Genomic DNA, 23,224 nt, shown 5'->3' with positions numbered 1-23,224 from the left:
TACAAAATACTTCGGATGAGTAATTTGGACTGGGCGGTATTGGCATTGACACTGGTTGTAATTGTATTTTATGGCATTTATAAAAGTCGTGGCGCACAAAATATTGACGGATACTTGCTTGGTAATCAATCTTTGCCATGGTATCATGTGTGCTTATCTGTCATGGCAACCCAAGCGAGTGCCATCACGTTTCTTTCAGCTCCGGGTCTTGCTTATTCCTCTGGAATGAGCTTTGTCCAGTTCTATCTGGGTCTGCCGCTGGCGATGATTGTTCTATGTATCACTTTTGTGCCTATTTTCCATAAGTTGAAGGTATATACTGCCTATGAGTACCTTGAGCAACGATTTGATCTGAAGACCAGGGCGCTTACGGCTTTTTTGTTTCTAGTTCAACGTGGACTTTCTACTGGTATTACCATTTATGCCCCGTCAATTATTTTATCTACCATACTAGACATCAATACAACTTACACTACGTTGTTTATTGGAAGTCTGGTGGTATTTTATACCGTGTATGGTGGTACAAAGGCGGTTTCTTATACACAGATGCTTCAGATGAGCATCATTTTTTGCGGGCTCTTTGCTGCGGGAATAATGGTGGTTCATTTACTGCCTGAAAATATTGGTTTTATTAAGGCAATTAGCATTGCAGGGAAAATGGGAAGAACAAATGCAATAGATTTTAAGTTCGATCTTAACAACCAGTACACCGTATGGTCAGGATTAATAGGCGGATTCTTTTTGCAGTTGTCCTACTTCGGAACCGACCAAAGTCAGGTTGGACGTTACTTATCGGGTGCTTCAGTCAACGAGAGTAGGAGAGGGTTACTAATGAATGGTTTAGTTAAAATTCCAATGCAATTTTTAATATTATTGATAGGGGTTCTTGTATTTACTTTCTATCAATATAACAAACCTCCTATCTTCTTTAATTCTTTTGAGCTTAATAAGCTGGAGAACAGTAAATATAAATCAGATCTGGATTTGCTTAAAGGAGAGTATAATACTGCATTTACTGCCAAGCAAAAAGAGATCTTAAAAATGAATGACGCCCTTGATTCTGAGAATCAAATGCGTATTGATGCGCAGCGTAGAGTTTTGGAAACATCCGATCAGAAAGACAAATCCATACGGGCTAAAGTCGTAATGCTGATGGAAAAAAATGATAAACAGGCGAACACGAAAGATAATAACTACGTTTTTCTAAGCTTTGTAACCCAGTATTTACCAAAAGGATTAATAGGGCTATTAATTGCGATAATCTTCTTAGCCTCAATGGGCTCTACAGCTAGTGCACTAAATTCTCTGGCTTCCACTACTGTTATTGATATTTACAAAAGGTTGATTCGGAAAAACGGGAGTGATAACGAGTACTTGCAGGCTTCACGGGCGGCAACGGTGTTCTGGGGTATAGTATGCATTGTGATGGCTTTGTATGCAGGCAAAATCGGGAATCTTTTGGAGGCCGTTAATATTTTAGGCTCCTATATTTACGGCACTATTTTAGGTGTTTTTCTCGTTGCTTTTTACGTAAAGAAAGTAACCGGAAGGGCAGTTTTTGTATCGGCTATCCTAGCGGAAATTACAGTTGTAATAATCGGACATTCTGATAAGATCGCCTATCTCTGGTTAAACCTGATCGGTTGTTTATTTGTAGTGATATTTGGTGTTATCATACAGCGATTTTTAAGGACAACTTCGGCAGAATAGTCTAGCGCGCGGAAAAGGTCTACGCAGCATTTTACTTTGCCGAATGAACTTTTTCAAAAAAAAGAGGTCCCATATTTGAACCTCTTTCAATGGATAATCATACTTATTTTTTTGTCTCATTGAGCAAAGCCGTATTCAAACGCACATATTCAGCATTTTTGGCTTCCTCAGCAACTTTTATACCTTCCGCGGCAGTAATACCAGCTGCTTTCTTATCTCCCATTTTTAGTTGGATGCGACCTTTCCAAAGCTTATAATATGGAGCTTTTGGATCCGTAACCTCTGCTTCTGTCGCCCATTCCAAAGCCTTGGTAAGGTCTTTTCCGTTTTCATAATAGTATTGTGCAGCCGCAAAATATGGTTTTTTATCACCTTTCATTGCTTCGTCTATACCTGCCATTACTTTAGTGTCAACATCTGTAGTAAGATTAATGCTAAGCGCAGTGTTTTCCCACATCAATTGTAGCTTTGCCTTAGTGGGATAAACGTCTGCCAATTGAATCGTGAAAGTTTCAACTTTGTCTTTCAACTTCAGTGGCGTCACTTTAAACCTAAACAAATCTTCTTCCGCTTTATATTCATAAGCGCCCCATTGTTTTGCTCCTTTGTTAATGATTACAGTCCACTCATTTGCTCCCGGAATTGTAAATAGTCCATATGTGCCTGCCGGAAGATCTTTATCTTCAATTTTTATTGCCTCTGTGGTTGTAATTGTTGTAGCTGAATTAGCTCCGGTACGCCAAACTGCGCCATAGGGCTCCAGGGCACCAAAGATCTTACGGCCTTTTGTATTTGGGCGAGAATAGTTGATTGAAACAGTTCCCAATCCAAATCCCTGAGTGATTGACTGTGCAGTGCTTGCCTGTGGCATTTTAAGTCCTTGCGCATTCAGGCCTACACTTGTCGTAGCCGCGATTGCAACAAACAACATTGTTTTAAAAATCGTTTTCATTGTCTTATATGATTAAAGGTTTGTTCCCATAAAATTACGGTTATTATTAACAAATCATTCCTAAATTAGCCCGTATGGTCAATTATCGCAATATTTTAGGTTGCTTTTCCTTTTTCATTATCTCTTGCTCCGGATCAAAATATTTTGCGAATCCTGGTATCGAAAACGGAGTGTCAAGAGAATTGGCGTAGTACAGAAAATCAGTGTTGACTGACGTCAATTACAAGTAAATCTTCTGCTCTTTTTTTAGACGAAAGTGCGACCAAGGATCAGATTAATTCCAGAAGCAATGTGATTTCACATGAAACTGCGCATATGTGGTTCGAAGACATGGTGACCATGAACTGGTTTACAGACGTCTGGATGAAGGAGGTATTTGCCTATTTTATGGCAGAGAAGAGTACTGAAGCATTGACTGGAAAAGATATGTTTGACTTGAAATTTCTTATTGATCACTTTACACTGGCTTATTAGATAGACCGTGCAAAAGGAGCTAATCCGATCAGGCAAGAGTTGAATAATCTTAAGGATGTAGGCACGCTTTACGGAAACATTATATACCATAAAGCTCCAATTATGATGCGCCAATTAGAAGGATTAATGGGGCGGGATAAATTTCAGGAAGGAGTTCTAATCTGTTTAAGGCAGAAAATATCAGGTATAGTCGCTAGTTTATTTTAGCTCGATGTAGGTAACTTTATAAGTCTGAGAAAGGCCATTGTTTGTGATTCTAATTTCAGTTGGATAGTCATCGGATCCGTACTGGTAATCATACATGACATTTTCTTTCACTAGTTTTTGATTGGAAAGAGTAAGAACGTTGTTAATTCCCTGATTTAAAAATGCCTCATTGATTTCGAGCCTCAAAAGTTGGCAAAATGGCACAGACTGAAATATACCGTTTTTGGTGTCGTAGCTATAGCTATAAATACTTATTGAATTCCTTGTATTAAAATGAGAGTTGGTCAGATTACCGTCCTCTTTATATTCTAATGTGTTGTCTGAAAGCAAGGAACCATTGACCCCATAGGTTTTGATATTGTTTATTTGGAGCTTTGCGTTGTGTAAGAGGTAGTATTTTTCAGTTGGGGTAGATCGTTGTTCAGTCATATCAAATCTCGAAGCGCGGACGATCTGTCCATCCGTAATTAGGTAATCTACAGACTGCACATACAAATTGTCTTTGTACTTCTGAATCTTCTTAAGCACTTTGCCCGCATAGGTAATCAGGAAATTAGTTCCACTGGAAAGCTTTACTGCTGTGATCAATGCGCTGTTTTCCATGTAAATAAGATCTACAGTCAAACTAGTAGTTGTAAGTCTGATAGGCAACATCTTCTTTTTTTTAGGTGGTACTACCACTACGGGTTTCTCCTCTTCTGTTACCGTTGTAGGTGGTGTCCTGGAAGGCTTCATTTTTTTACAACTTACGAATAGTAACAATAAGCCTATAAAGCTGATTTGAATGATTGATTTTATCATGTTATATTTCCTGATGTGATGCTAACATCAGGAGGATTACGGTATGAAGCCAAATTGGCAGGAGATTAATTTACATACAGTCGAAATATTCCATAATTATCTAAGGTTACTGCCCGTTACAGCTTATTTTTTCATGCGATGTAATTGCTAATAATGACGCTGTTGACGGTTTTGTAACAGCCCTTCTTCAGATGGCCTTTTCCCTTGGTTTCCACATTATGTTTGCCTGTATTGGAATGGTAATGTCTTTTTTTATTTCTGTGGCGCACTTCTTCTGGTTGCGAACAAAGTAAGTGATTTACAAAGATGTGACTGCCCTGGCCCAAATTTATGGAGCATGCCGGTCCAATTTGCAGGCTGTAGGATTTCTCACAGCATATATCTACAGCTGGCTCAATTGGTTTTCTATCGCAGTGGGAATAGTTTCGGTTAGCATATGTGGATTTCTTGCAACAATCTTCATTATTGGTTAAGCGGATAATGAAGTGGATCGAATGCATTTTGTTCCTAAAGCTTACCGGACAATTTATATAGTCATGGCTAGTGGAGCTTTGGTGTTTGGAGCATCAGTAATTGATAAGATTCCTTTATTGACTTAAATATTCGGCGACCTACCAGGCGTAATCGCAATTGTAGCCGCCAGCATTTCTTTGTTAGTTATTCTTTGATCGCTTAAGAATGACAATCCGATACTATTGAGACTTCTTTCCGGATATCGGGTTACTATGATATTGTTTGCCGCTACATACAGTCATCTTCCTTATACAATACTAATTAAAAACGGTGATAATCTGTCTCAGCTAGTACATCAGGGCCAGGCTAAAACTATTAAAATATTGGGATATGCCTTGCTGATTGGAAGTGTTTTCATTCTTCCAGCTTTTATTTTACCTAATTTATATATTTCAACAAAGGAAGGCAGCTGAGCAGAATTAAATGAAATATTATCAGTTTTTTCAAACAATCGACCTACTAAAGCCTTTTTAGTAGTAAATCAAAATAGTTTTATATGGACAGGTTGATTATTGAGTCTGCGTTATCAGATGTAAACGAAATATTTTTATCAGGACTTGAAGAAAATGCTTCGGGAGCCTTTGCAATTGTATTTGGCTTCAAAGCAACTCATACAGAACAGGTACTGAATGCGTTTTCCGGATTAAAAGATATCGTATGCGACAAGGATGCAAGTCTCGTTATTTTCAAAACCAGGATGCTAGGTATTTACGATCTGGAAATTAAAACTGAGGGTTTGGATGAACCGATTAGAATCATGAACAAGGCCATTGCTAATGAAACCATCGGGTCGATTGAAGACAGAATTCACAATGATCAAGGCATTGTACTGACTACCAATGTTTCGAAGGAAGATAATTCTATTCTGATTTCTGAAGTAGAGATAAAAGCCTGTGATGACTTAAGTTAATTGTAACAATTTAAATGCTTTTCTTATTGTGAACGCGACAGTGGACAAATCTACGTGCCCGTAATTTACTTCAAACAAGCGTCCGGGAATGGTTTGTTTTCATGCTGACGCTTTAAGTTCAGGTAAAATAACGTCCTTATTCACATTTCATGCACTATTTTCCACCTGGATGTTTTTTTGTACGTTGTAACAAAAATAGACGACTTCATCTAAATGACTAAAATTTGCATTTAATTCGCATCAGTTTAATGGGATGAAAAATTGATTAATGGATTAAACCTAAGCCATGGTACTGAGTCATAAACATAAACTAAGCGAAAAATCCATTTTATCCATATTTATGAAATCAAATCTTTTAATAGTTCCATTCATTGGCCTACTTTTAACAGGAGCTATACTTTCTGCCCAGGCACAAAAAGTCACTGAATTACAGGAAGTAGGTATCTATGCGCCACAGCTTACTAAGGCTGATGGAAGAAACAATGAATGGGCTAACGCCACATTCGCCCAAAATAAGGCCACAAGTATTTCTTATCTGATTAGCAATGATGATAAGAATTTGTATTTGGTAGTGAAGTCTACTGATGTGGGAAATAATACGAAAATCATGGCAGGTGGAATCACCTTTTCTGTAAATCCTGACGGAAAAAAGAAAGATAAAGAAAGCATTACACTGACTTACCCCCTGATAAATCGTGCGCAATTTAGACGTGGGGGACAAGGAGGTGGTGGGGGTGCTATAGTACGCCCGGCATTTGGAGGTATGGGCCCTGGTGGAGTTCAATTGACTTCAAAGCAGCGTGACTCTGCGATGGCTGCTATGCAAAAAACACAGCTTGCTCAGGTTAAGGAGATCAAAATAAAAGGATTTAAGAAAACAACAGATACTTTATTGTCGATCTACAATGATAGGGGTATCAAGGCTGCAGCAAGCATTGATAAAGACAATGTCTTTTTCTATGAAGCAGCCATTCCATTGGAAGAACTGGGCCTTACTTTAGACAATGCAAAAGAGTTTGCGTATAACGTGAAGTTGAATGGTTTGCAGCTACCCGGAATGGACTTTAACCGCGGTGGCGGTGGCGGTGAGGGTGGTGGTGGATTTGCCGGCGGCGGTGGTGGACCAAGAGGCGGCGGCGGTGGACCAAGAGGTAGCGGGATAGATTTCCAGGCATTAATTAGTCCTACAGATTTTTGGGGAAAATATACTTTGACCAAAAAGTAGTCCAGAGCAACTATACATAATCAATAGATCCCACACTAATGAATTACTTCTCAAGTATATTAAGATCAGGCATAGTACTGATGCTTTTGGTATTTTTCGCTTCAAACCTTTTTGGTCAAAACCCTCCTAAATCTGCTACTCCAGCCCCTGCACTCCCAACAAGGGAAATTAGCGGAATTGTAAAAGATAGCACTGATCTCGGCGTAATTGGCGCTACAGTAACATTAACTTCCGATAAAGACACCTTAAAAACGAGCACTAATAACGATGGTATCTTCATTTTCAAAAACGTAAAATCGGCAACTTACACTATTCTGATTACCAGCATCGGGTATACAAATTCTAAACCGATGCGTTTCAAGCAAAATGATATGACCCCGAGGATCGTAATGGATCCTATTTTTTTGAAGGATGAGAGCAACACGCTTAATACAGTTGTAATTAATGGTACACCTTCTATCACATATAAAACAGATACAGTAGAATACAAGGCGAGTGATTATGTGGTACGAAAGAATGCAACTGTTGACGAGCTCTTGAAAAAGATGGAGGGAATGGAAGTTGGTACCGATGGGTCGCTCATCCATCAGGGACAGGCGGTCACAAAAGCGAAACTAAACGGCAAGGAATTTATCGGGGGGGATTTAGCAAATGCGATAAAAAACCTGCCTGCAGAGATAGTTGATAAAATTCAAATGGTTGACGATTACGGTGATCAAGCCGCTCGTACTGGGATAAAAGATGGCGATCCAGAGCGGATACTAAATATAACCACGCGGGTCGACAAATCTGTTGGTAATCAATTGAACCTTAGCGGAGCTGCTGGTAATAATGACCGTTATGAGGGTGACTTATTTGCAAATAGAATTAATCAAAACCAAACCATCGGTTTACGGGGAGATTTCAGAAATACAGTAAATGGGGTAGCAGGAGGCAACGGTGGTGGCTCTGCAACCGGAGGAACTACAGCCGCCGGGAGTGGTTCTGTAAGTGTGAGAGATAAAATAGGAAAAAAGATTGAATATAATTTCAATTATAGAATCGGTGGAAATAACGTGAATTCATTAAGTGAGACTGAATCACTTTCCTTCGCGCGGATAAGCACAAGTACTTATGATGTTTTCACGACTAGCGCCAGTAACAGCAACAATGATGCAAGAAATCATCAGCTAAGATTAGAATTAGAAGTTCCACTTGATTCATTAAATTTTCTGCGCGTAGTTCCTTCGTTTCAGTATAACTCTACATCAAGTCTCAGTAATTCCAGTAGTTTACAAAGGAGTAGTTTCCAGCCACTAAACCAGAATAGAACTACTGACAACAATAACAAAAATACCAATCCTGAACTTGGTGGTTCAGTTTTCTTTCAACATTCATTTAAAGCAAACAGAAGGAGGAACTTCTCAGTTCAGGCAGAACTAAATACCAATGACTACAGCGCAGAGCAAAGTCAAATACAAAACACTGATTATTTGGACTTGTCGGGCAATAATACTGGAAATCAGTATACAAATAGGTTGATCGTGAGGAAGAACTTGCGTGATAATTACCGGGGAAGTGCAACATACGTGGAACCATTGTCGCTGAATACACAGCTCGAGTTTAACGCTCAGCTGAATTATAACGGTTATGACAATAGCGCTACTACGCGTAATATAACTCCAACAGGACTATCCTCAACCATCGACTCCTTAAGTAATATTTTTAAATACTCCTTCACCCAGGGTCGTGTGGCTCTAAACTTTCGATATGGCATGTCGAATATGTCAAAAGTTCGTTTCTCAGCGGGTATAACCGGAATCCCAGCGCAGCTTTCTGGCACGAAACTAAGTTTAGGAACTACTATTGACAGGAAAAGTTTTAATGTAATTCCTATTGCCAGGTTTGAGTATTTATGGTCTAGACAACATCGCATCTCTTTTAATTACAATGGTAATGCGAACGAGCCAACGTTTGATCAAATTCAGCCAGTTCGGGATGTATCCAATCCAAACAACCCAGTTGTGGGTAACCCTAATCTACTTGCTACTTTTACGCACTCCCTCAGGACCGACTATAATAACTACATCGCAAATTCGAAACTGAATTATAGTGTCAGAATAAATGCAAACTTCACAGACAACGCCGTAATCAGAAACAATGTACTAATACCCGATTTTGCTGTCACTCCGGCCCAAGGTCAAAGTAGACCGTTGATTACGGAGACAAGATTTGTCAACGTGAATGGTGTTTACCGTATCAATGGAGATTACTCGATAAGTAAACAGCTAAACAATAGAAAATACAACCTTACTTTTCGCGGTAATGCAAACTATGATCACCGTATTTCCATGCTTCGGGGAGATCTCAATGTAAATACAGTTAAAACTTTCTATGAGAGATTTGGCCCACGGATAAATCCTACTGAATGGTTTGAGGTCGTTCCTACTGTTTCTTATCGACATGAAACATCAGTAAACTCCCTTGCTGAGTTGAGAGGAAATGAAATCAATACCTTAGCTCTGAATTTGGAGGGAAGAATTTATTTTCTTCAGTCATTTATCTTTGGTTATGATGCTAGCAAGAACTATGTTTCCGGAATAAACTCAAATATTAGCCGTAACCCTTTTATCATTAATATGAACGTTGAGAAGGAGTTCTTCGAACGAAGAGGAAAGGTTTCGCTGCAAGTGTTTGATGCTCTAAATCAAAACAATTTTATAAGTAGAGATCAAAATTCAGATGGTGGCTATGTCGATACTAAGTCTAATGCTTTGAGTCGCTATTTTTTAGTTAGACTAAGCATGAGACTTCAAAAATGGTCTGGAGCGAAAGGACGTAATGGTGGAGATGTAAGAAGAAGAGGTGATGGAAGTTTCCTATAAAATTTCTACATTGTATTCATGTTGTCAATTTTCATAACTCCTGTGTTACTACTTTGGTCTGTTGGATCTGGTACTGTAAACAAAACTTCCGTTAAGCAAAAAGAGTGGACATTTGAAGCCAAGCCATCTTGGGCTGAAGAGTTCAATTACAAAGGTCTACCATCAAAAGATAAATGGGGCTACGATCTTGGTGGCAGTGGTTGGGGCAATAACGAAAAGCAGAATTATACAAAAAGTCTGGAAAATGCCAGTGTCGCTAATGGGCTTTTAACCATTACTGCAAAAAAGGAAAGCAGTGCAAATATGGCTTATTCCTCCGCCAGATTAGTAACCAAAAATAAGCTGGATGTGTTATACGGAAGGATAGAAGTGAAAGCCAAGCTGCCATCTGGTAGGGGAACCTGGCCGGCAATTTGGATGCTTCCTACTGAATCTATTTATGGCGGATGGCCTAAATCCGGCGAAATTGACATTATGGAGCATGTTGGCTATGATCAGGATAATGTTCATTTTAGCACACATTCTGAAGCCTATTATTTCAAAATTAACACTCAAAAAACATCCACCAAAATTATTGAAGGTTCAAGTACTAGCTTTCATATTTACAGGTTGGATTGGACGCCGGAGTCCATAAAGGGTTACTACGATAATGAAAAAATCTTTGAGTTCGGCAACGAACACAAAACATATAAGGAATGGCCATTTGATAAACGTTTTCACTTGTTGTTAAATCTGGCCGTTGGTGGCGACTGGGGAGGGGCAAAAGGTATTGATGACACTATATTCCCTCAAAAGATGGTGGTAGACTATGTGCGTTATTACAAAATGATTGAGTAAACGAATGGTTGGTTTTAAGCGCCTGATGGTTGTTTTGAGTTCAATCGGGCTGCTGGTTGTTCTTTTTTCCCAGTGTACGGACACTGATGCAGATAAAGGGTATGAACTGGCGGCGGCAGATAGCACAAAGGCAGGAATGGCCACTTGTATACAATGCCATAGAAATATTTATGACGACTATCTAATTAGCCCACATCAAAAAACATCTTCAATAATCAAAGGGCATGAGCTTTTGCAGGCAGATAGCGCCATTTCAAATCAATTTTCTTTTGATGATCATTTGAAAATTGCTGTCGAACGGCGGGATAGCGGGGCCTATCAGGTAGCGTATGTTGACAATGAAGAGCAACTGGCAAGGAGATTTGATGTTGCATTCGGCTCAGGAAAAGATGCTATAACATTTGCCACTTGGCGGGGGAATAGACTTAATCAATTACAATTAACTTACTTCAGCAGATTAAAAACTTGGGCCAACAGTCCGGGTTATAGGAATCAGCAACTTTATTTTTCAAGGGAGATTGATGTTAGATGTTTGGAGTGTCATACCTCCTTTGCTGAACATAAGATTACAAAAACTGGAAGTCTTGTAACCTCTCAGGAATTAATTAGGGGCTCAGTTGCTTATGGTATCGACTGCGAGCGTTGCCACGGGCCGGCCGCTAAACATGCCGAGTTTCAATTAAATCACCCTGAACAGAAAAGTTCAAAATACATCTCATTGTATAAGTCATTTACCAGGAAGCAAAAAACCGATGCCTGTGCAGTTTGCCATTCCGGCAGTGATCGAAAAGCGTTGCGGTCGACTTTTGTCTTTAAAGCGGGAGACGACTTGGACGAATTTTTAGATAAGGACTCGGAGACTGTTCGGGATCCGGACGTTCATGGTCAGCAAATGCAAATGTTAGCTGGCAGTCAGTGCTTTATTCAAAGCAAAACCTTGGATTGTAATACTTGCCATAGTATTCATGGTAATAAAAATGAAGGCTTAGCAGGTTATTCAAATAAATGCATAAGCTGCCACCAAACCGTAAAGCATTCTGATAGAACCCTTTCTTCGGGTATAGTGCTAAAAGAAAACTGCATTGACTGTCATATGCCTAAGAGATCTTCAAAAGCTATTAGTTTCAAGTTATCCGGTAACTCTAAAATAGCCACATACCTTCTGCGAACCCACAAAATAGCTGTTTACTAAAAAGCCCCATCTTTCGATAGGGCTTTGATATTATTTTCAGTGTTAAAAGTCGCCGTTAAAAGCTAAAATCATCGTTTTGAACTCTTGCTACAACTTCATGGCTATCTGAGTATTCATAACGTTTTTCAACAACTTCCTGATGGTTTTTTATATACTCAACAGTCTCATTCAACCCTTCTGCAAACTTTTCAAAGTCCTCTTTATAAAGGAAAATTTTGTGTTTTACAAAAACACCATCTTCTAACCTTTTCTTACTCTCTGTCAAAGTTAGGTAGTAGTCTCCTGATCTTGTCGCTTTCACATCGAAAAAATAAGTTCTCTTGCCTGCCCTTACTTTCTTTGAAAAAACCTCTTCTCTCTCTTTGTTGTCAAATTCTCCCATGGTTGCTTTAGCTCTTGGTTTTTGGTTCTGGTAAATATAAAGTAATAATTATTAAAGTTCAAAATAGAAATCACTTAGAAAGGTTTTCTTCCTCCAGGAGCTGATTTTGGTACATTTCTGCATAGGCACCCGCAAATACTAACAATTCATCGTGGGTTCCTTGTTCTATCACAAATCCGTTATCAAGAACCAGGATTTTATCTGCGTTTTTTATTGTGGAAATCCTGTGAGCAATCAAAATGCTGGTTTTTCCATTCATCACTTTGCCCAGATTCTTCAATATTTCCTCCTCTGTCCTAGTATCTACAGCAGAAAGACAGTCGTCAAATATTAAAATGCCTGGTTCTTTAATCAAGGCACGGGCGATAGATACGCGCTGTTTTTGGCCACCTGAAAGTGTAATTCCACGTTCACCTAATATAGTTTCAAATTTGAGGTCAAAATCTACAATATTCCCATACACTGCTGCATTCCTGGCAGCATTTTCCACCTCGGCGTCTGTCACTTGGTCAAGTCCGAAAGCGATATTGTTTTTAATTGTATCAGAAAAAAGAAATACTTCCTGTGGAACAAAACCGACTTGCGATCTATAGTTTTGAAGATTTACGGCTTTGATGGGTTTATTGTCGATCAAAATACTCCCGCTATCCACATCATACATACGCATGATGAGGTTTGCTAATGTAGACTTTCCAGAACCTGTGCGACCTATAACCGCAACGAATTGTCCAGCTTCGATATTGAAACTGATATTTTTCAGGGCCTGAATGCCGGTATCTGGATACGTGAAACTAACATTTTTAAACTGGATGTTTCCCTGGACTTCCAAAGGATCATTGTGTGAGGAAACGATATCAGGCTTAAGTTCTAAAAACTCATTGATTCTTTTTTGAGATGCTGAAGCGCGTTGAATCAAAGTAGTAACCCAACCTAACATAGAAACAGGGAAGGTCAGCTGATTCACGTAGACTATAAATTCTGCTATATTCCCCGACGTGATGGATCCATTCATAACTTGTCGGCCACCAACATATATTGTGAGAATCGTACTCAGGCCTACAAGTAACAACATGGTAGGGTAGAAAAGGGCTTGTACCTTGACTAGATTCATCGCATTCTTTTTATACCCTTCGCTTTCAGCGGCGAAGACAGTTTTTGTATACCCTTCTCTTACATAGGATTTTATCACTCGGATACCGGAAAAGCGCTCCTGAACAAAGCTAGATAATTTGGACAACTGTTCTTGAATTTGCTCACTCTTATGGTTGATCATGGTGTTCACATAGTAAATGATTACCACAAGAACTGGCAAAGGCAACAAACAAAATATGGCAAGTGTAACGTTTACCGAGAACATTGCGTAAATTACTAATAAGAACAAAACTGCGGTGTTTATCGCGTACATAATTGCAGGGCCCACATACATCCTCACCCTATTGACATCCTCAGTGGCCCTGTTCATTAAATCTCCGGTGTTATTTCGTCTATAGAAACCAAGACTTAATTTTTGGTAATGGCCATAGATCTCATTCTTCATGTCGTATTCAATATGGCGTGACATAAGAATTATTGTTTGTCGCATAAAAAAGAGAAACAGACCTCTCAGAAGATAAAGCACTAATATCAGAGCACCGAAATATAGTAGGGTGTAGCTGAAGATATCATATATTACCTCGCGACGTTCAAATCCTTCGAACAGACCATATATCAGGATATTTTCAGTGATTAGATTGAAGGCATGACCGATTACCTGGGCGGGTATTACACCGAAAATATTAGAGATGACTACGAAGAAGACGCCGGGTATCAACCACCACTTATATTTATAGAAGTATTTGTTTAATATTTTCAGGTGTTTCATGAACAGGTAAAGTTAACCAATTGAAACATTAAATTTTTAAAGACTTCAGTTTATGCAATGTAAATAATGTTTTTTTTGAGTACTTTTGCGCAATAGCTGATAACAATCATCATATGTCTGATAATAGTTCTAGTGTCAATTCTGTTTTAGATCAAATTAGTGCCTCAGGGCATAAAAAAGTGGTTTATTGTAATGACCCTGATACTGGATTAAGAGCTATTATCGCTATTCATGACACTACATTGGGACCTGCTTTGGGCGGTACTCGCATGTGGAGCTACTCAACAGAGGCGGAGGCCCTTGAAGACGTTTTGAGATTATCAAGGGCCATGACCTACAAGGCCGCAATCACCGGACTTAATCTGGGCGGAGGAAATGCGGTGATCATCGGCGATTCCAGAAAAGAAAAATCAGAAGCGATGATGAGAAGCTACGGTCGCTTCATTAAGAATCTAAACGGAGAATTCATTACTGCGGGAGACGTAGGTACCAATACGAAGGACATGGAATATATCCGTATGGAAACTACACATGTTACCGGGGTTCCAGAGTCATTGGGCGGTGCAGGCGATCAGGCACCCACAACTGCAAAAGGCGTTTTTTTAGGTATTAAGGCTTGTGTAAAGGAAGTGTTTGGTACAGATATGCTGGCAGGCAGATCTGTTGTTGTACAAGGAATTGGAAATGTAGGCGAGCACCTCGTTGAACTGTTGAGAGCTGAAAACGTTGAAGTTTATATTAGCGACATAAATGAAGAGCGCTTGCAGCATGTAGCACGCACCTATAAAGCTAAACCAATTGCTGCAGATAAGATCTTTGCGCTCAATGCAGACATCTATGCCCCGTGCGCGCTAGGAGCTACTTTAAATGATCAAACCATAGGTAAGATGAATTTCGCAATTATTGCAGGTTCAGCTAATAATCAGCTTGCGAATGAAAAGACTCATGGGCAACTCTTACTTGATAAAGGAATTTTGTTTGCGCCAGACTACCTGATTAATGCAGGTGGTCTAATCAGTAGTTATTCAGAGCTCACTGGATACAGCAAAAAACGCACTATACAGCTTACTGAAAACATATATAATGCAACACGAGATGTGATAAAGATGTCCAAAAGGGAAAATATTCCTACGGTATTGGCAGCCAACCGCATTGCAGAGCAAAGAATAATAGACATCAAGAAAATAAAATCATCATTTTAAATAAACAGGTAATTTACCAATCGTTCTTACATTCATGTTAAACAGAAGGCACTTAAGAATTAAAGCTTTGCAAAACATTTTTGCATGGCACATGACCGACAAAAGAGACGTTACTTCTGCCAAGAAGGCGTTAATGGAAAGCATAGACAATGTATATGAAATGTACATCTGGATGCTTTCTCTTTTAGTGGAGGTTACAGAATACACTGATATCGACGCTTCGGAGCGTGCCGGTAAACATCTTCCAACTGTAGAAGATTTAAATCCTAATCTTAAATTACTGAATAATAAGTTCGCTGTAGTTCTAAAGAAAAACCCAGACTTCATTGCTGCTGTTAATAAATATAAGATTAACTGGATGTCCGATCCTGAATTCGTAAAAGCTATTTTCAATAGCTTAAAGGCTAGTCCTGAGTACCTTGCTTATCTTGCAGACGAAAACAACAGCCTCGAAGAATCTAAAAGCATAATCAAGTTTGTATTTAGAAAAGTCATTTTAAAAAGTCACAATATCATTCAGGCTTTTGAAGATAAATTCATAAACTGGTCGGTAGATAAAGAAGTGATGCAGGGCATGGTCGCCAAGAGCATTAAGAATTTTACCTCCGAAGATCCCTTTGTAAATAAGCTCACACCCATCAGTCAGGATTGGGAAGAGGATAGCAAGTTTGTTGAAGATCTTTTCATCTACACGCTAAAGAATGATAAGGAATACCAGGTTTACATCGCTGATAGAACTAAGAATTGGGAATCTGAAAGGATTGCTTTGATGGATACTATCCTAATGAAAATGGCGATCTGTGAGTTGCTAAACTTCCCATCTATCCCTGTTAAAGTAACTATCAATGAGTATCTTGATCTTTCAAAAGATTACAGTACACCGAAAAGTAATTCCTTTATTAACGGTATCTTAGACAAGATTATGGGAGATCTTAAAAGAAATAATAGTATTAAAAAAATAGGTCGCGGACTTATAGAAGAATAAATATGAAAAAAAACCTATTATTGGCATTTGTAGCATTATCTTTTGCATCATGCCAGCCAAGTGCAAAAACTACTAAAACGACTTTAGTAGATAGCAATAGTACTGCTGCCGCAGCCATACCACCTGTTAAGGTAAGCACTGCTGAGATCCTTTTTACAAATGATATCTACAACTTCGGCGAGATCAAAAAAGGCGAAATCGTAACTTATGACTTCAAATTTAAAAATACTGGTAAAGAGCCATTGATCATAAAGGATGCATTAGCGACTTGCGGTTGTACCGTGCCTGAAATCCCTAAAGAGCCAATTCTTCCAGGAGCAGAAGGGATACTGAAAGTGGTATTTAATAGCGCAGGTAAACCTGCCGGACCATTGAGAAAGCAAGTTACCGTAAGCTCAAATGCTGTCAACAGCCCAGTCGCTATTCAACTTTTAGGTACAATCAAAGAATAATTAACTAGAAATATATATGATATCAACAATAATTTTGCAAGCCGGTGGTAGTAACATGCTAAGTACATTGGTTCCTATGGTACTAATTATGGTAGTTTTTTACTTCTTCATGATCAGACCTCAAGTTAAAAAATCAAAAGAACATAAAAAGCTTGTCGCAGACCTTAAAAAGGGTGATAAAATAGTGACTACGGCCGGAATTCATGGTAAAATTGTAGAGTTAAATGACCTTACTTTCCTAATAGAAGTTGAAAGTGGCACAAAAATTCGTTTTGATAAATCCGCAATTTCCTTAGATGCTACAAAAGCGGCAGCGCCAAAAATTGATACAGTAAAGGCCTAAGCTTTTTTGAATATTACAGAGCCGTTCCGATATTTGGGCGGCTTTTTTGTATTACTATTTTTGATTACTTTACAGCCATGCCTCTTATACGACTTACAAAAATAGAGCGAAAGCGTTTTCTGGTATTGATCGCCTGTCTATTATTAGCGATAGGGGCCTGGTTATTTATGGCCTTAAATAAAAAGTATGTATACACGTCCAAAACGGTCTTGTACTATAAAAACTTTCCACAGAAGAAGGCCTTTCATCCTCTGCAATCCGATACGGTGGACCTCCAGGTCGAAGGTACGGGCTGGCAGCTGTTATTCGCAAGGTTAAGAGTAAAACCCCAATCCATATCAATCAACCTTGAGAAACTAAATACAAGGAATTACGTATTATTCGCTGAGCAACTCGTTAACGTCAACCGTCAACTGGAGACTTCACAAAAAATAATATCTGTAAATCCTGATACCTTATACTTTGATTTTACATTGAGGACCGTCAAACGTGTACCCGTCAAATTGATGTCAAACATTAGTTTTGTTAAACAATATGGCATCTCCGACGATATAGAAATAATTCCAGAATACATCACGCTTTCTGGACCCCAAGATAAACTTGAAAAGATAAACGTGTGGCCAACAGACACCCTTACGCTAAAAAATGTTCAGGCAACAAGTGTAACGCGTGTTTCAGTTGCTCAAAACAAGATGAAAAACGTGAATATATTTCCAAGTAGTGCCGAGGTGACTATTCCTGTAGATGAATTTACAGAGAAGACTATGGAAATACCTGTAAAAATTATCAATAACAAAGATTACTACAACATTAAGCTCTATCCAAAAAAAGTTAAAGTTACTTTCTTGATTGCACTTTCAAAATATCAGCAAACAAACGAAACGTATATAGATGCCGTTGTGGACCTCGATGAATGGAAGATATTAAACCATAATAAGCTTCGCGTAAGCCTAAGCAGATTTCCAGATTTCTGTAAACTTGTAAGTATTGTTCCTGATAAGCTTGATTTTATAATTGAAAAGTAATGCTGAAAATAGGAATAACCGGTGGCATAGGGAGTGGCAAAACTACAGTCTGCAAGATATTTGAAACATTGGGAATTCCTGTATTCTATGCTGATACTGTGGCAAAAAGCATCATGGTAATCGACCCATTGCTTGTTGCTGGCGTAAAAAAGGCTTTTGGTCATTTGAGTTATTTCCCAGACGATAGTCTTAATAATAAACACATAGCAAACATCGTTTTTACCAACCCAGAGGAACTGGCCAAACTAAACGAATTGGTACATCCAGCAGTGTTTAGAGCTTTTGAGAGTTGGATTGGAACAGTAGACAATAGCGCCCCCTACCTACTTAAAGAGGCTGCACTGTTATTTGAAAGTGGATCTTACAAAATGTGTGACCAAAGTATTCTTGTGATTGCACCACACGAACTAAAATTGAAGCGGGTTATGGCTCGAGATTCTGTAACTGCTGATCTAGTAACATCAAGGATGGACAAGCAATTTTCAGATGAACAAAAGTCGAAGATTGCCGATTTTATTCTCTACAATAGCGAGTCACAATCTGTGATTGCCCAAGTGATAGACTTGCACGAGCAATTCCTCAAAAACTAATCATCAATGATCTTAGAAGATTTCATCATCATAGACAAAACTGGTCTGTACTGCAGGTATGGTAATTTTTACCTTGACCCGAAAGTACCCACCCAAGACGCCATCATCTCACACGCACATGGCGACCATGCGATTGGAGGCCATCTCAATGTATATTGTACAGAAGCGACATCGTTGTTTATGAGGCATAGATATAGAAAGAACGCTGCAGGGACGTTTCATATTCATTTGTATAAGCAAAGTTTTAGCTTAAATGGTGTAAACATCTTTTTTGTGCCTGCTGGTCATATTCTCGGGTCCGCCATGGTGGTAATGGAGTATCAGGGGGTCTGTTATTTATATACTGGTGATTATAAATTGCAGCCTGACGCTACCTGTGAGCCAATCGAGTTCGTTAAAGCTGATGTGCTAATCACTGAGACAACTTTTGCAGATCCAAATACTCAACATCCAGATGCTGAAGACGAGATACTAAAACTTAACTCAACTGAAAATAATATTATGCTTGGTGCTTACGTATTGGGTAAGAGCCAGCGACTTATTAATTTAATGACAAGATACTGTCCTGAAAAACGAATTCTTGTACATTTCAGCATGGTGCCTTTTCTTAAAATTTATGAGCAAATGGGAATCGAACTTGGCGAGTATGAGGTTTACGATAGAAAGGTGATGAAGGCAAATTTGACCAACATGGTTTATCTGGTGCCACCAATGGTTTACAACAGTTATTTCAAAGCAATAAATGTGGTACGGGTATTTGCCACAGGCTGGAAGCACCTCCAAAAAGGTAATGAAATTCAGCTGCTTGTTTCTGATCACGCCGACTGGAATGATATTCTAACAACTATTGAGCAAATTGAGCCTACAGAAGTGTGGACCAATCATGGGAATGGGCAGTCGCTAAAGTCCCATTTTCAGAACCGCCTAAATGTTAAATCACTCAATTGATGATCGAGGGCACGGACTTTTATCTTAACCAAGAGGGATTTATGGTTTTTACCGAAGCATATCACATAAAACGCGGTTATTGCTGTAAAAACAAATGTAAGCACTGTCCTTGGGACTATGGTAAGGTACTGCCCGAAAAACCCGAGGACGATAGGGATCAAGATAAACGATGAAAAGACATCAATCGCCTGCAAAAGCTAAACGATTAGTGGGTATGCGTATCTCCTGATGTAAAGTACCCGATCAACGCGATGGAAATACCCAACAGAACCGCAAACATTTTCCTTTTACTCACTTTGTGATCTACACTCGATTCGAATAGAATGGTGGTTGATATATGTAAGAAAATACCGATCACAATACCCATAATTCTATTAAAGTAATTTTCTACACCACCGATGCTACCATTGCTAATCCCATAGCTTACATAAAACCCAAGAGGAGCCATAAGCGCAAATATGGATATGAACATGACAATTTTAGTTTTTTTGAAGTGATTGTGCATCAAGATGCTTGCCAATGCAAATGCAGCAGGGATGTGGTGTAGCGCGATACCATAGATTAACGCATTGTGTTGATCTTTCGCCAAAGGCATTCCCTCCAAAAATGCGTGTAAACACAAACTAATCATTATTCCCCATGGAAATACCTGAGTATGATCATGTTTATGAATATGCCCGTGTTCCACACCTTCAGAGAACTGCTCGAGGAATACCTGTAGCAGAAAACCGATCAATATAAAGATGCCGATGTTTTCACCTTCGCCGCCATGATATGCATCCGGAATCAAATGCAGGACTGTTATTGCAAATAAATAGGCACCGCTAAAAGACAGTATAAGTTTCAACAATTGGGACTTGTCGCTTTTAACTAAAAATATGGCGGTACCGCCAAAAAAAGCACATAGAAAAAGAACGAGTAGTTTCCAGATCTCCATTATATTTTGTTTTGTAACTTTTGGTATAGTTTAGAAGTAAAAAGACCTATTAATATCCCTAAAATAGCGCCGCCGAACACATCTATAGGATAATGAACGCCAACATAAATCTGGGAAAAAGATATTATAAATGCCCAGCTTAAAGCTAAAGGTAAAATTGGTTTCCATCTGTCAAAAAAAAGAAAAATAAGAAAAACTGCGATCGCAAAATGATTGGTTGCATGTGCAGATGGAAAGCTATAACCGCTTCCGCAGGGAACACGATGGATAATTTCATTTGTCAGTGTGCTCTCGTTACAGGGCCTAATCCGACCTACGCTATATTTTATCAACCTGGATGCCATTAAATCACCTATCGCGAAGGTAAGGAATAGCATCCCGATCATCAACCAGCCCTTTCTTTTGTACTCTTTAACGCAGAAGATGATGATAAAAAGATATAATGGAGCCCAAAAGTATTTGTTGCGCATCAGCGGAAGTAACCAATCAAAAAAGGGATTGGAAAGTCCCCTATGGATCATCAAAAATAGATCCACATCAAAATGCTGCAAGCTTTCTATCATGCCTTATTGCAAACTAATATTAAACGGTCCGATTTGGTTTCATCAAAAGCATCCAATCCATAGCTACCAAAGATATGCTGAATTTGCAAGCCGCTTTTTTCAAACATCCTTTGAAAATCGTCCAGGGTAAATGCTTGAACTCTTTCTTCAAAGGCGTATGTTTTACCCCTATGTTCAAAGTTGATGTGTTTAATTATTTTACCGTCAGATACAAACTTATGAAGATGAAATTCAATACCTTCTATTGTCTTTATTTCCTGATTAGTAAGATTTTTAATAATCTTCTGGGTGTTGAAATAATCAATAACCAAAGTTCCATCTGTCTTAATCCCTTTTCTAAAAGACTTAAGGGCATTAACGTGGTCTTTTTCAGTCTCAAAATAGCCAAAGCTTGTAAAAAGATTGAGTGCTATGTCAAAGTAGTTGATGAACGCCAGCTTGCGCATATCATGCACAAAAAAGTGCAGGTTCTTTTGCTCAAATTGTTGTGCGTACTTGATGCTTTGCTCAGAAAGGTCTATTCCTGTAACATCATAACCTTTTTTATTGAGATAAGTGGAGTGCCTTCCCCGGCCGCAGGCGATATCAAGAATTTTGGAATTTGCTGCCGGTTTCAAGAATGCGGATAGGTTATCTATAAGGTATTCTGCTTCTTCATCGTTTCGCTGACTATAAAGTATGTGATAAAACGGAGAGTTGAACCAGTAATGAAACCACTTACGCTGCATGGAGCCCTTTGTTATAATTTTTAAGAAAGGACAAATATAGTATTTGTAATGCATTTGACAGGATTATGTGCCTCCATATGTTATAATCCTCAGGTTTGCTCTTTTTTTGCTAATTTTGAAAAAACTGAATACATTGACTTTAATTAAATCTATCTCCGGCATAAGGGGAACTATCGGCGGCATTGCCGGAAATGGTCTCACCCCAATCGACATTGTAAAATTCACAGCTGCTTACGGTTTCTGGGTAATAAGTAAGACAAATAATAGAAAGATCGTTTTAGGTCGTGACGCCCGGATTTCTGGCGACATGGTTAATAATTTGGTGACCGGAACCTTGCAGGGACTTGGAATAGAAGTTGTAAATCTTGGCTTATCGACCACTCCAACTGTTGAGATCGCTGTTCCGATGGAGCAGGCTGGTGGTGGTATTATCTTGACTGCAAGTCATAACCCAAAACAATGGAACGCTTTAAAATTACTCAATCAAGATGGAGAGTTTATAAGTGATGCCGAGGGTAGAGAAATTCTTGAACTTGCTGAGAAGGCTGATTTTAATTTCGCAGAAGTAGATAAGCTTGGCAAAGTGACCTTCAATGATACGTATTTACAGAAACATATTGATGTAATCCTGGACTTGCCACTAGTGGATGTAGAAGCTATTAAGGCTGCTAATTTTAGAATTGTCATTGACTGCGTAAATTCAACAGGAGGTATTTTTGTACCTGCTTTATTAAAGGCGTTAGGCGTTGAAACAGTATATGAGCTTTATTGTGAGCCTAACGGACAATTCCCACATAATCCAGAGCCACTTCCTGAAAATCTGACGGAGATTGCTAAAGTTGTACAAAACAAGAATGCAGATCTTGGAATTGTAGTTGATCCTGATGTGGATAGGTTATGCTTTGTTTGTGAAGATGGTTCCATGTTCGGCGAAGAGTATACGCTGGTTGCTGTTGCAGATTATATCCTGCGCAACACACCGGGGAACTCTGTTTCCAATTTATCGTCGACCAGAGCCTTGAGAGATGTTACTGAAAAGGCTGGAGGCATTTACAATGCCGCTGCAGTTGGGGAAGTAAACGTGGTCAATAAAATGAAAGAAACCAATGCCATCATTGGTGGTGAAGGTAATGGTGGCATCATCTATCCAGAACTTCATTACGGTCGTGATGCACTCGTTGGCATTGCACTCTTTTTGACTCATCTCGCTAATTTTGGTAAACAGATTTCGCTATTGCGTAAAAGCTATCCTGAATATTACATCTCAAAAAACAAGATCACCCTTACTCCTGAAATGGATATAGACGCTTTGTTGCTAAAGGTACAAGAGAAATACAAACATCAGCCAACCAGTACTATTGACGGCTTAAAAATAGAGTTTGAGAAGGAATGGGTTCATTTGAGACGGTCAAATACGGAGCCAATAATCCGGATATATAGTGAAGCAGAAAGTGAAACTGTAGCTGAAGGTTTAGCTGCTAAAATCATTTCAGACATCAAAGAATTTTTAAAATTGAGCTAAG

At 38.9% G+C, this 23,224-nt stretch carries 22 protein-coding genes and 1 pseudogene; 16 read left to right on the top strand and 7 right to left on the bottom strand.

Annotated features, from left to right (window positions below; genetic code table 11):
• Positions 1–15 precede the first annotated feature (15 nt).
• A complete protein-coding gene (locus ACHFIZ_RS04690; protein ID WP_410883351.1) occupies positions 16–1,710 on the top strand; it encodes a sodium:solute symporter in 1,695 nt (564 codons plus the stop codon).
• Positions 1,711–1,813: 103 nt separating this feature from the next.
• On the opposite strand, the gene ACHFIZ_RS04685 is transcribed toward ACHFIZ_RS04690, so the two are convergent.
• Positions 1,814–2,662: a DUF2911 domain-containing protein gene (locus ACHFIZ_RS04685; protein ID WP_410883349.1), complete on the bottom strand. Its 849-nt coding sequence runs from the start codon at positions 2,660–2,662 to the stop codon at positions 1,814–1,816.
• 210 nt (positions 2,663–2,872) lie between these two features.
• Between ACHFIZ_RS04685 and ACHFIZ_RS04680 the strand changes: the two are divergent.
• Positions 2,873–3,343 (top strand): annotated as a pseudogene (locus tag ACHFIZ_RS04680) (M1 family aminopeptidase).
• Here ACHFIZ_RS04680 and ACHFIZ_RS04675 read toward each other — a convergent pair.
• The gene (locus ACHFIZ_RS04675) at positions 3,335–4,144 is read right to left on the bottom strand and encodes a hypothetical protein (RefSeq protein WP_410883347.1); all 810 of its coding nucleotides are present in this window, start codon (positions 4,142–4,144) and stop codon (positions 3,335–3,337) included. The pseudogene ACHFIZ_RS04680 and the gene ACHFIZ_RS04675 sit on opposite strands and share 9 nt — an antisense overlap.
• 1,009 nt (positions 4,145–5,153) lie before the next feature.
• Here ACHFIZ_RS04675 and ACHFIZ_RS04670 point away from each other — a divergent pair.
• The 5 genes from ACHFIZ_RS04670 to ACHFIZ_RS04650 all read left to right on the top strand — a co-directional run bounded on the left by ACHFIZ_RS04670 (position 5,154) and on the right by ACHFIZ_RS04650 (position 11,685).
• A complete protein-coding gene (locus ACHFIZ_RS04670) occupies positions 5,154–5,567 on the top strand; it encodes a hypothetical protein (RefSeq protein ID WP_410883345.1) in 414 nt (137 codons plus the stop codon).
• Between the two features lie 340 nt (positions 5,568–5,907).
• Complete coding sequence (locus ACHFIZ_RS04665; RefSeq protein WP_410883343.1) at positions 5,908–6,792, top strand: hypothetical protein; 885 nt, start codon at positions 5,908–5,910, stop codon at positions 6,790–6,792.
• Positions 6,793–6,830: 38 nt separating this feature from the next.
• Complete coding sequence (locus ACHFIZ_RS04660) at positions 6,831–9,656, top strand: outer membrane beta-barrel protein (RefSeq protein ID WP_410883341.1); 2,826 nt, start codon at positions 6,831–6,833, stop codon at positions 9,654–9,656.
• Between the two features lie 18 nt (positions 9,657–9,674).
• Positions 9,675–10,493 (top strand): family 16 glycosylhydrolase, encoded by an 819-nt coding sequence (locus ACHFIZ_RS04655; protein ID WP_410883339.1) that lies wholly within the window; start codon positions 9,675–9,677, stop codon positions 10,491–10,493.
• 4 nt (positions 10,494–10,497) lie between these two features.
• The gene (locus ACHFIZ_RS04650; RefSeq protein ID WP_410883337.1) at positions 10,498–11,685 is read left to right on the top strand and encodes a multiheme c-type cytochrome; all 1,188 of its coding nucleotides are present in this window, start codon (positions 10,498–10,500) and stop codon (positions 11,683–11,685) included.
• Positions 11,686–11,740: 55 nt separating this feature from the next.
• Here ACHFIZ_RS04650 and ACHFIZ_RS04645 read toward each other — a convergent pair whose 3' ends face one another.
• Together ACHFIZ_RS04645 and ACHFIZ_RS04640 are read right to left on the bottom strand one after the other, a co-directional pair.
• The gene (locus ACHFIZ_RS04645) at positions 11,741–12,067 is read right to left on the bottom strand and encodes a DUF3276 family protein (RefSeq protein ID WP_410883335.1); all 327 of its coding nucleotides are present in this window, start codon (positions 12,065–12,067) and stop codon (positions 11,741–11,743) included.
• A gap of 70 nt (positions 12,068–12,137) precedes the next feature.
• A complete protein-coding gene (locus ACHFIZ_RS04640) occupies positions 12,138–13,928 on the bottom strand; it encodes an ABC transporter ATP-binding protein (RefSeq protein ID WP_410883333.1) in 1,791 nt (596 codons plus the stop codon).
• Positions 13,929–14,041: 113 nt separating this feature from the next.
• On the opposite strand from ACHFIZ_RS04640, the gene ACHFIZ_RS04635 reads away from it, so the two are divergent.
• From ACHFIZ_RS04635 to ACHFIZ_RS04600, 8 genes are all read left to right on the top strand, one after another.
• Positions 14,042–15,130, top strand: coding sequence for a Glu/Leu/Phe/Val family dehydrogenase (locus ACHFIZ_RS04635; protein WP_410883331.1), 1,089 nt, complete (start codon positions 14,042–14,044; stop codon positions 15,128–15,130).
• A 34-nt stretch (positions 15,131–15,164) separates the two neighbouring features.
• Complete coding sequence (nusB, locus tag ACHFIZ_RS04630; protein WP_410883329.1) at positions 15,165–16,115, top strand: transcription antitermination factor NusB; 951 nt, start codon at positions 15,165–15,167, stop codon at positions 16,113–16,115.
• Positions 16,116–16,117: 2 nt separating this feature from the next.
• Positions 16,118–16,567: a DUF1573 domain-containing protein gene (locus ACHFIZ_RS04625; RefSeq protein WP_410883327.1), complete on the top strand. Its 450-nt coding sequence runs from the start codon at positions 16,118–16,120 to the stop codon at positions 16,565–16,567.
• A gap of 16 nt (positions 16,568–16,583) precedes the next feature.
• Positions 16,584–16,910 carry a preprotein translocase subunit YajC gene (gene yajC / locus ACHFIZ_RS04620; protein WP_410883325.1) on the top strand — a complete coding sequence of 109 codons (327 nt, stop codon included), beginning with the start codon at positions 16,584–16,586 and terminating at the stop codon, positions 16,908–16,910.
• 77 nt (positions 16,911–16,987) lie between these two features.
• On the top strand, positions 16,988–17,935 hold the full coding sequence (locus ACHFIZ_RS04615) for a YbbR-like domain-containing protein (protein ID WP_410883323.1): 948 nt from the start codon (positions 16,988–16,990) through the stop codon (positions 17,933–17,935).
• Positions 17,935–18,525 carry a dephospho-CoA kinase gene (gene coaE / locus ACHFIZ_RS04610; protein WP_410883321.1) on the top strand — a complete coding sequence of 197 codons (591 nt, stop codon included), beginning with the start codon at positions 17,935–17,937 and terminating at the stop codon, positions 18,523–18,525. The genes ACHFIZ_RS04615 and coaE overlap by 1 nt, the downstream gene beginning before the upstream one ends.
• Before the next feature lie 6 nt (positions 18,526–18,531).
• Entirely contained in the window at positions 18,532–19,473 is a 942-nt protein-coding gene (locus tag ACHFIZ_RS04605) for an exonuclease (RefSeq protein ID WP_410883319.1), read from the top strand.
• Positions 19,473–19,646 (top strand): DUF5522 domain-containing protein, encoded by a 174-nt coding sequence (locus ACHFIZ_RS04600; RefSeq protein WP_410883317.1) that lies wholly within the window; start codon positions 19,473–19,475, stop codon positions 19,644–19,646. Before ACHFIZ_RS04605 ends, ACHFIZ_RS04600 begins: the two co-directional genes overlap by 1 nt.
• Positions 19,647–19,678: 32 nt before the next feature.
• Here ACHFIZ_RS04600 and ACHFIZ_RS04595 read toward each other — a convergent pair whose 3' ends face one another.
• Genes ACHFIZ_RS04595 through ACHFIZ_RS04585 form a run of 3 tightly spaced genes read right to left on the bottom strand, consistent with a single transcriptional unit; the run spans position 19,679 to position 21,701 of the window.
• Positions 19,679–20,410, bottom strand: a complete 732-nt coding sequence (locus tag ACHFIZ_RS04595; RefSeq protein WP_410883315.1) for a ZIP family metal transporter — start codon at positions 20,408–20,410, stop codon at positions 19,679–19,681.
• The gene (locus ACHFIZ_RS04590; RefSeq protein ID WP_410883313.1) at positions 20,410–20,973 is read right to left on the bottom strand and encodes a phosphatase PAP2 family protein; all 564 of its coding nucleotides are present in this window, start codon (positions 20,971–20,973) and stop codon (positions 20,410–20,412) included. The genes ACHFIZ_RS04595 and ACHFIZ_RS04590 overlap by 1 nt, the downstream gene beginning before the upstream one ends.
• The gene (locus ACHFIZ_RS04585) at positions 20,970–21,701 is read right to left on the bottom strand and encodes a class I SAM-dependent methyltransferase (protein ID WP_410883311.1); all 732 of its coding nucleotides are present in this window, start codon (positions 21,699–21,701) and stop codon (positions 20,970–20,972) included. Before ACHFIZ_RS04585 ends, ACHFIZ_RS04590 begins: the two co-directional genes overlap by 4 nt.
• A gap of 133 nt (positions 21,702–21,834) precedes the next feature.
• On the opposite strand from ACHFIZ_RS04585, the gene glmM reads away from it, so the two are divergent.
• Entirely contained in the window at positions 21,835–23,223 is a 1,389-nt protein-coding gene (gene glmM / locus ACHFIZ_RS04580) for a phosphoglucosamine mutase (protein ID WP_410883309.1), read from the top strand.
• Position 23,224: the final 1 nt, after the last annotated feature.

The sequence above is a fragment of the Pedobacter sp. JCM 36344 genome (assembly GCF_046546555.1).
GTDB lineage: Bacteria > Bacteroidota > Bacteroidia > Sphingobacteriales > Sphingobacteriaceae > Pedobacter.
Note: the sequence above shows the minus strand (reverse complement) of the source record. Positions and strands in the feature narration are given on the sequence as shown.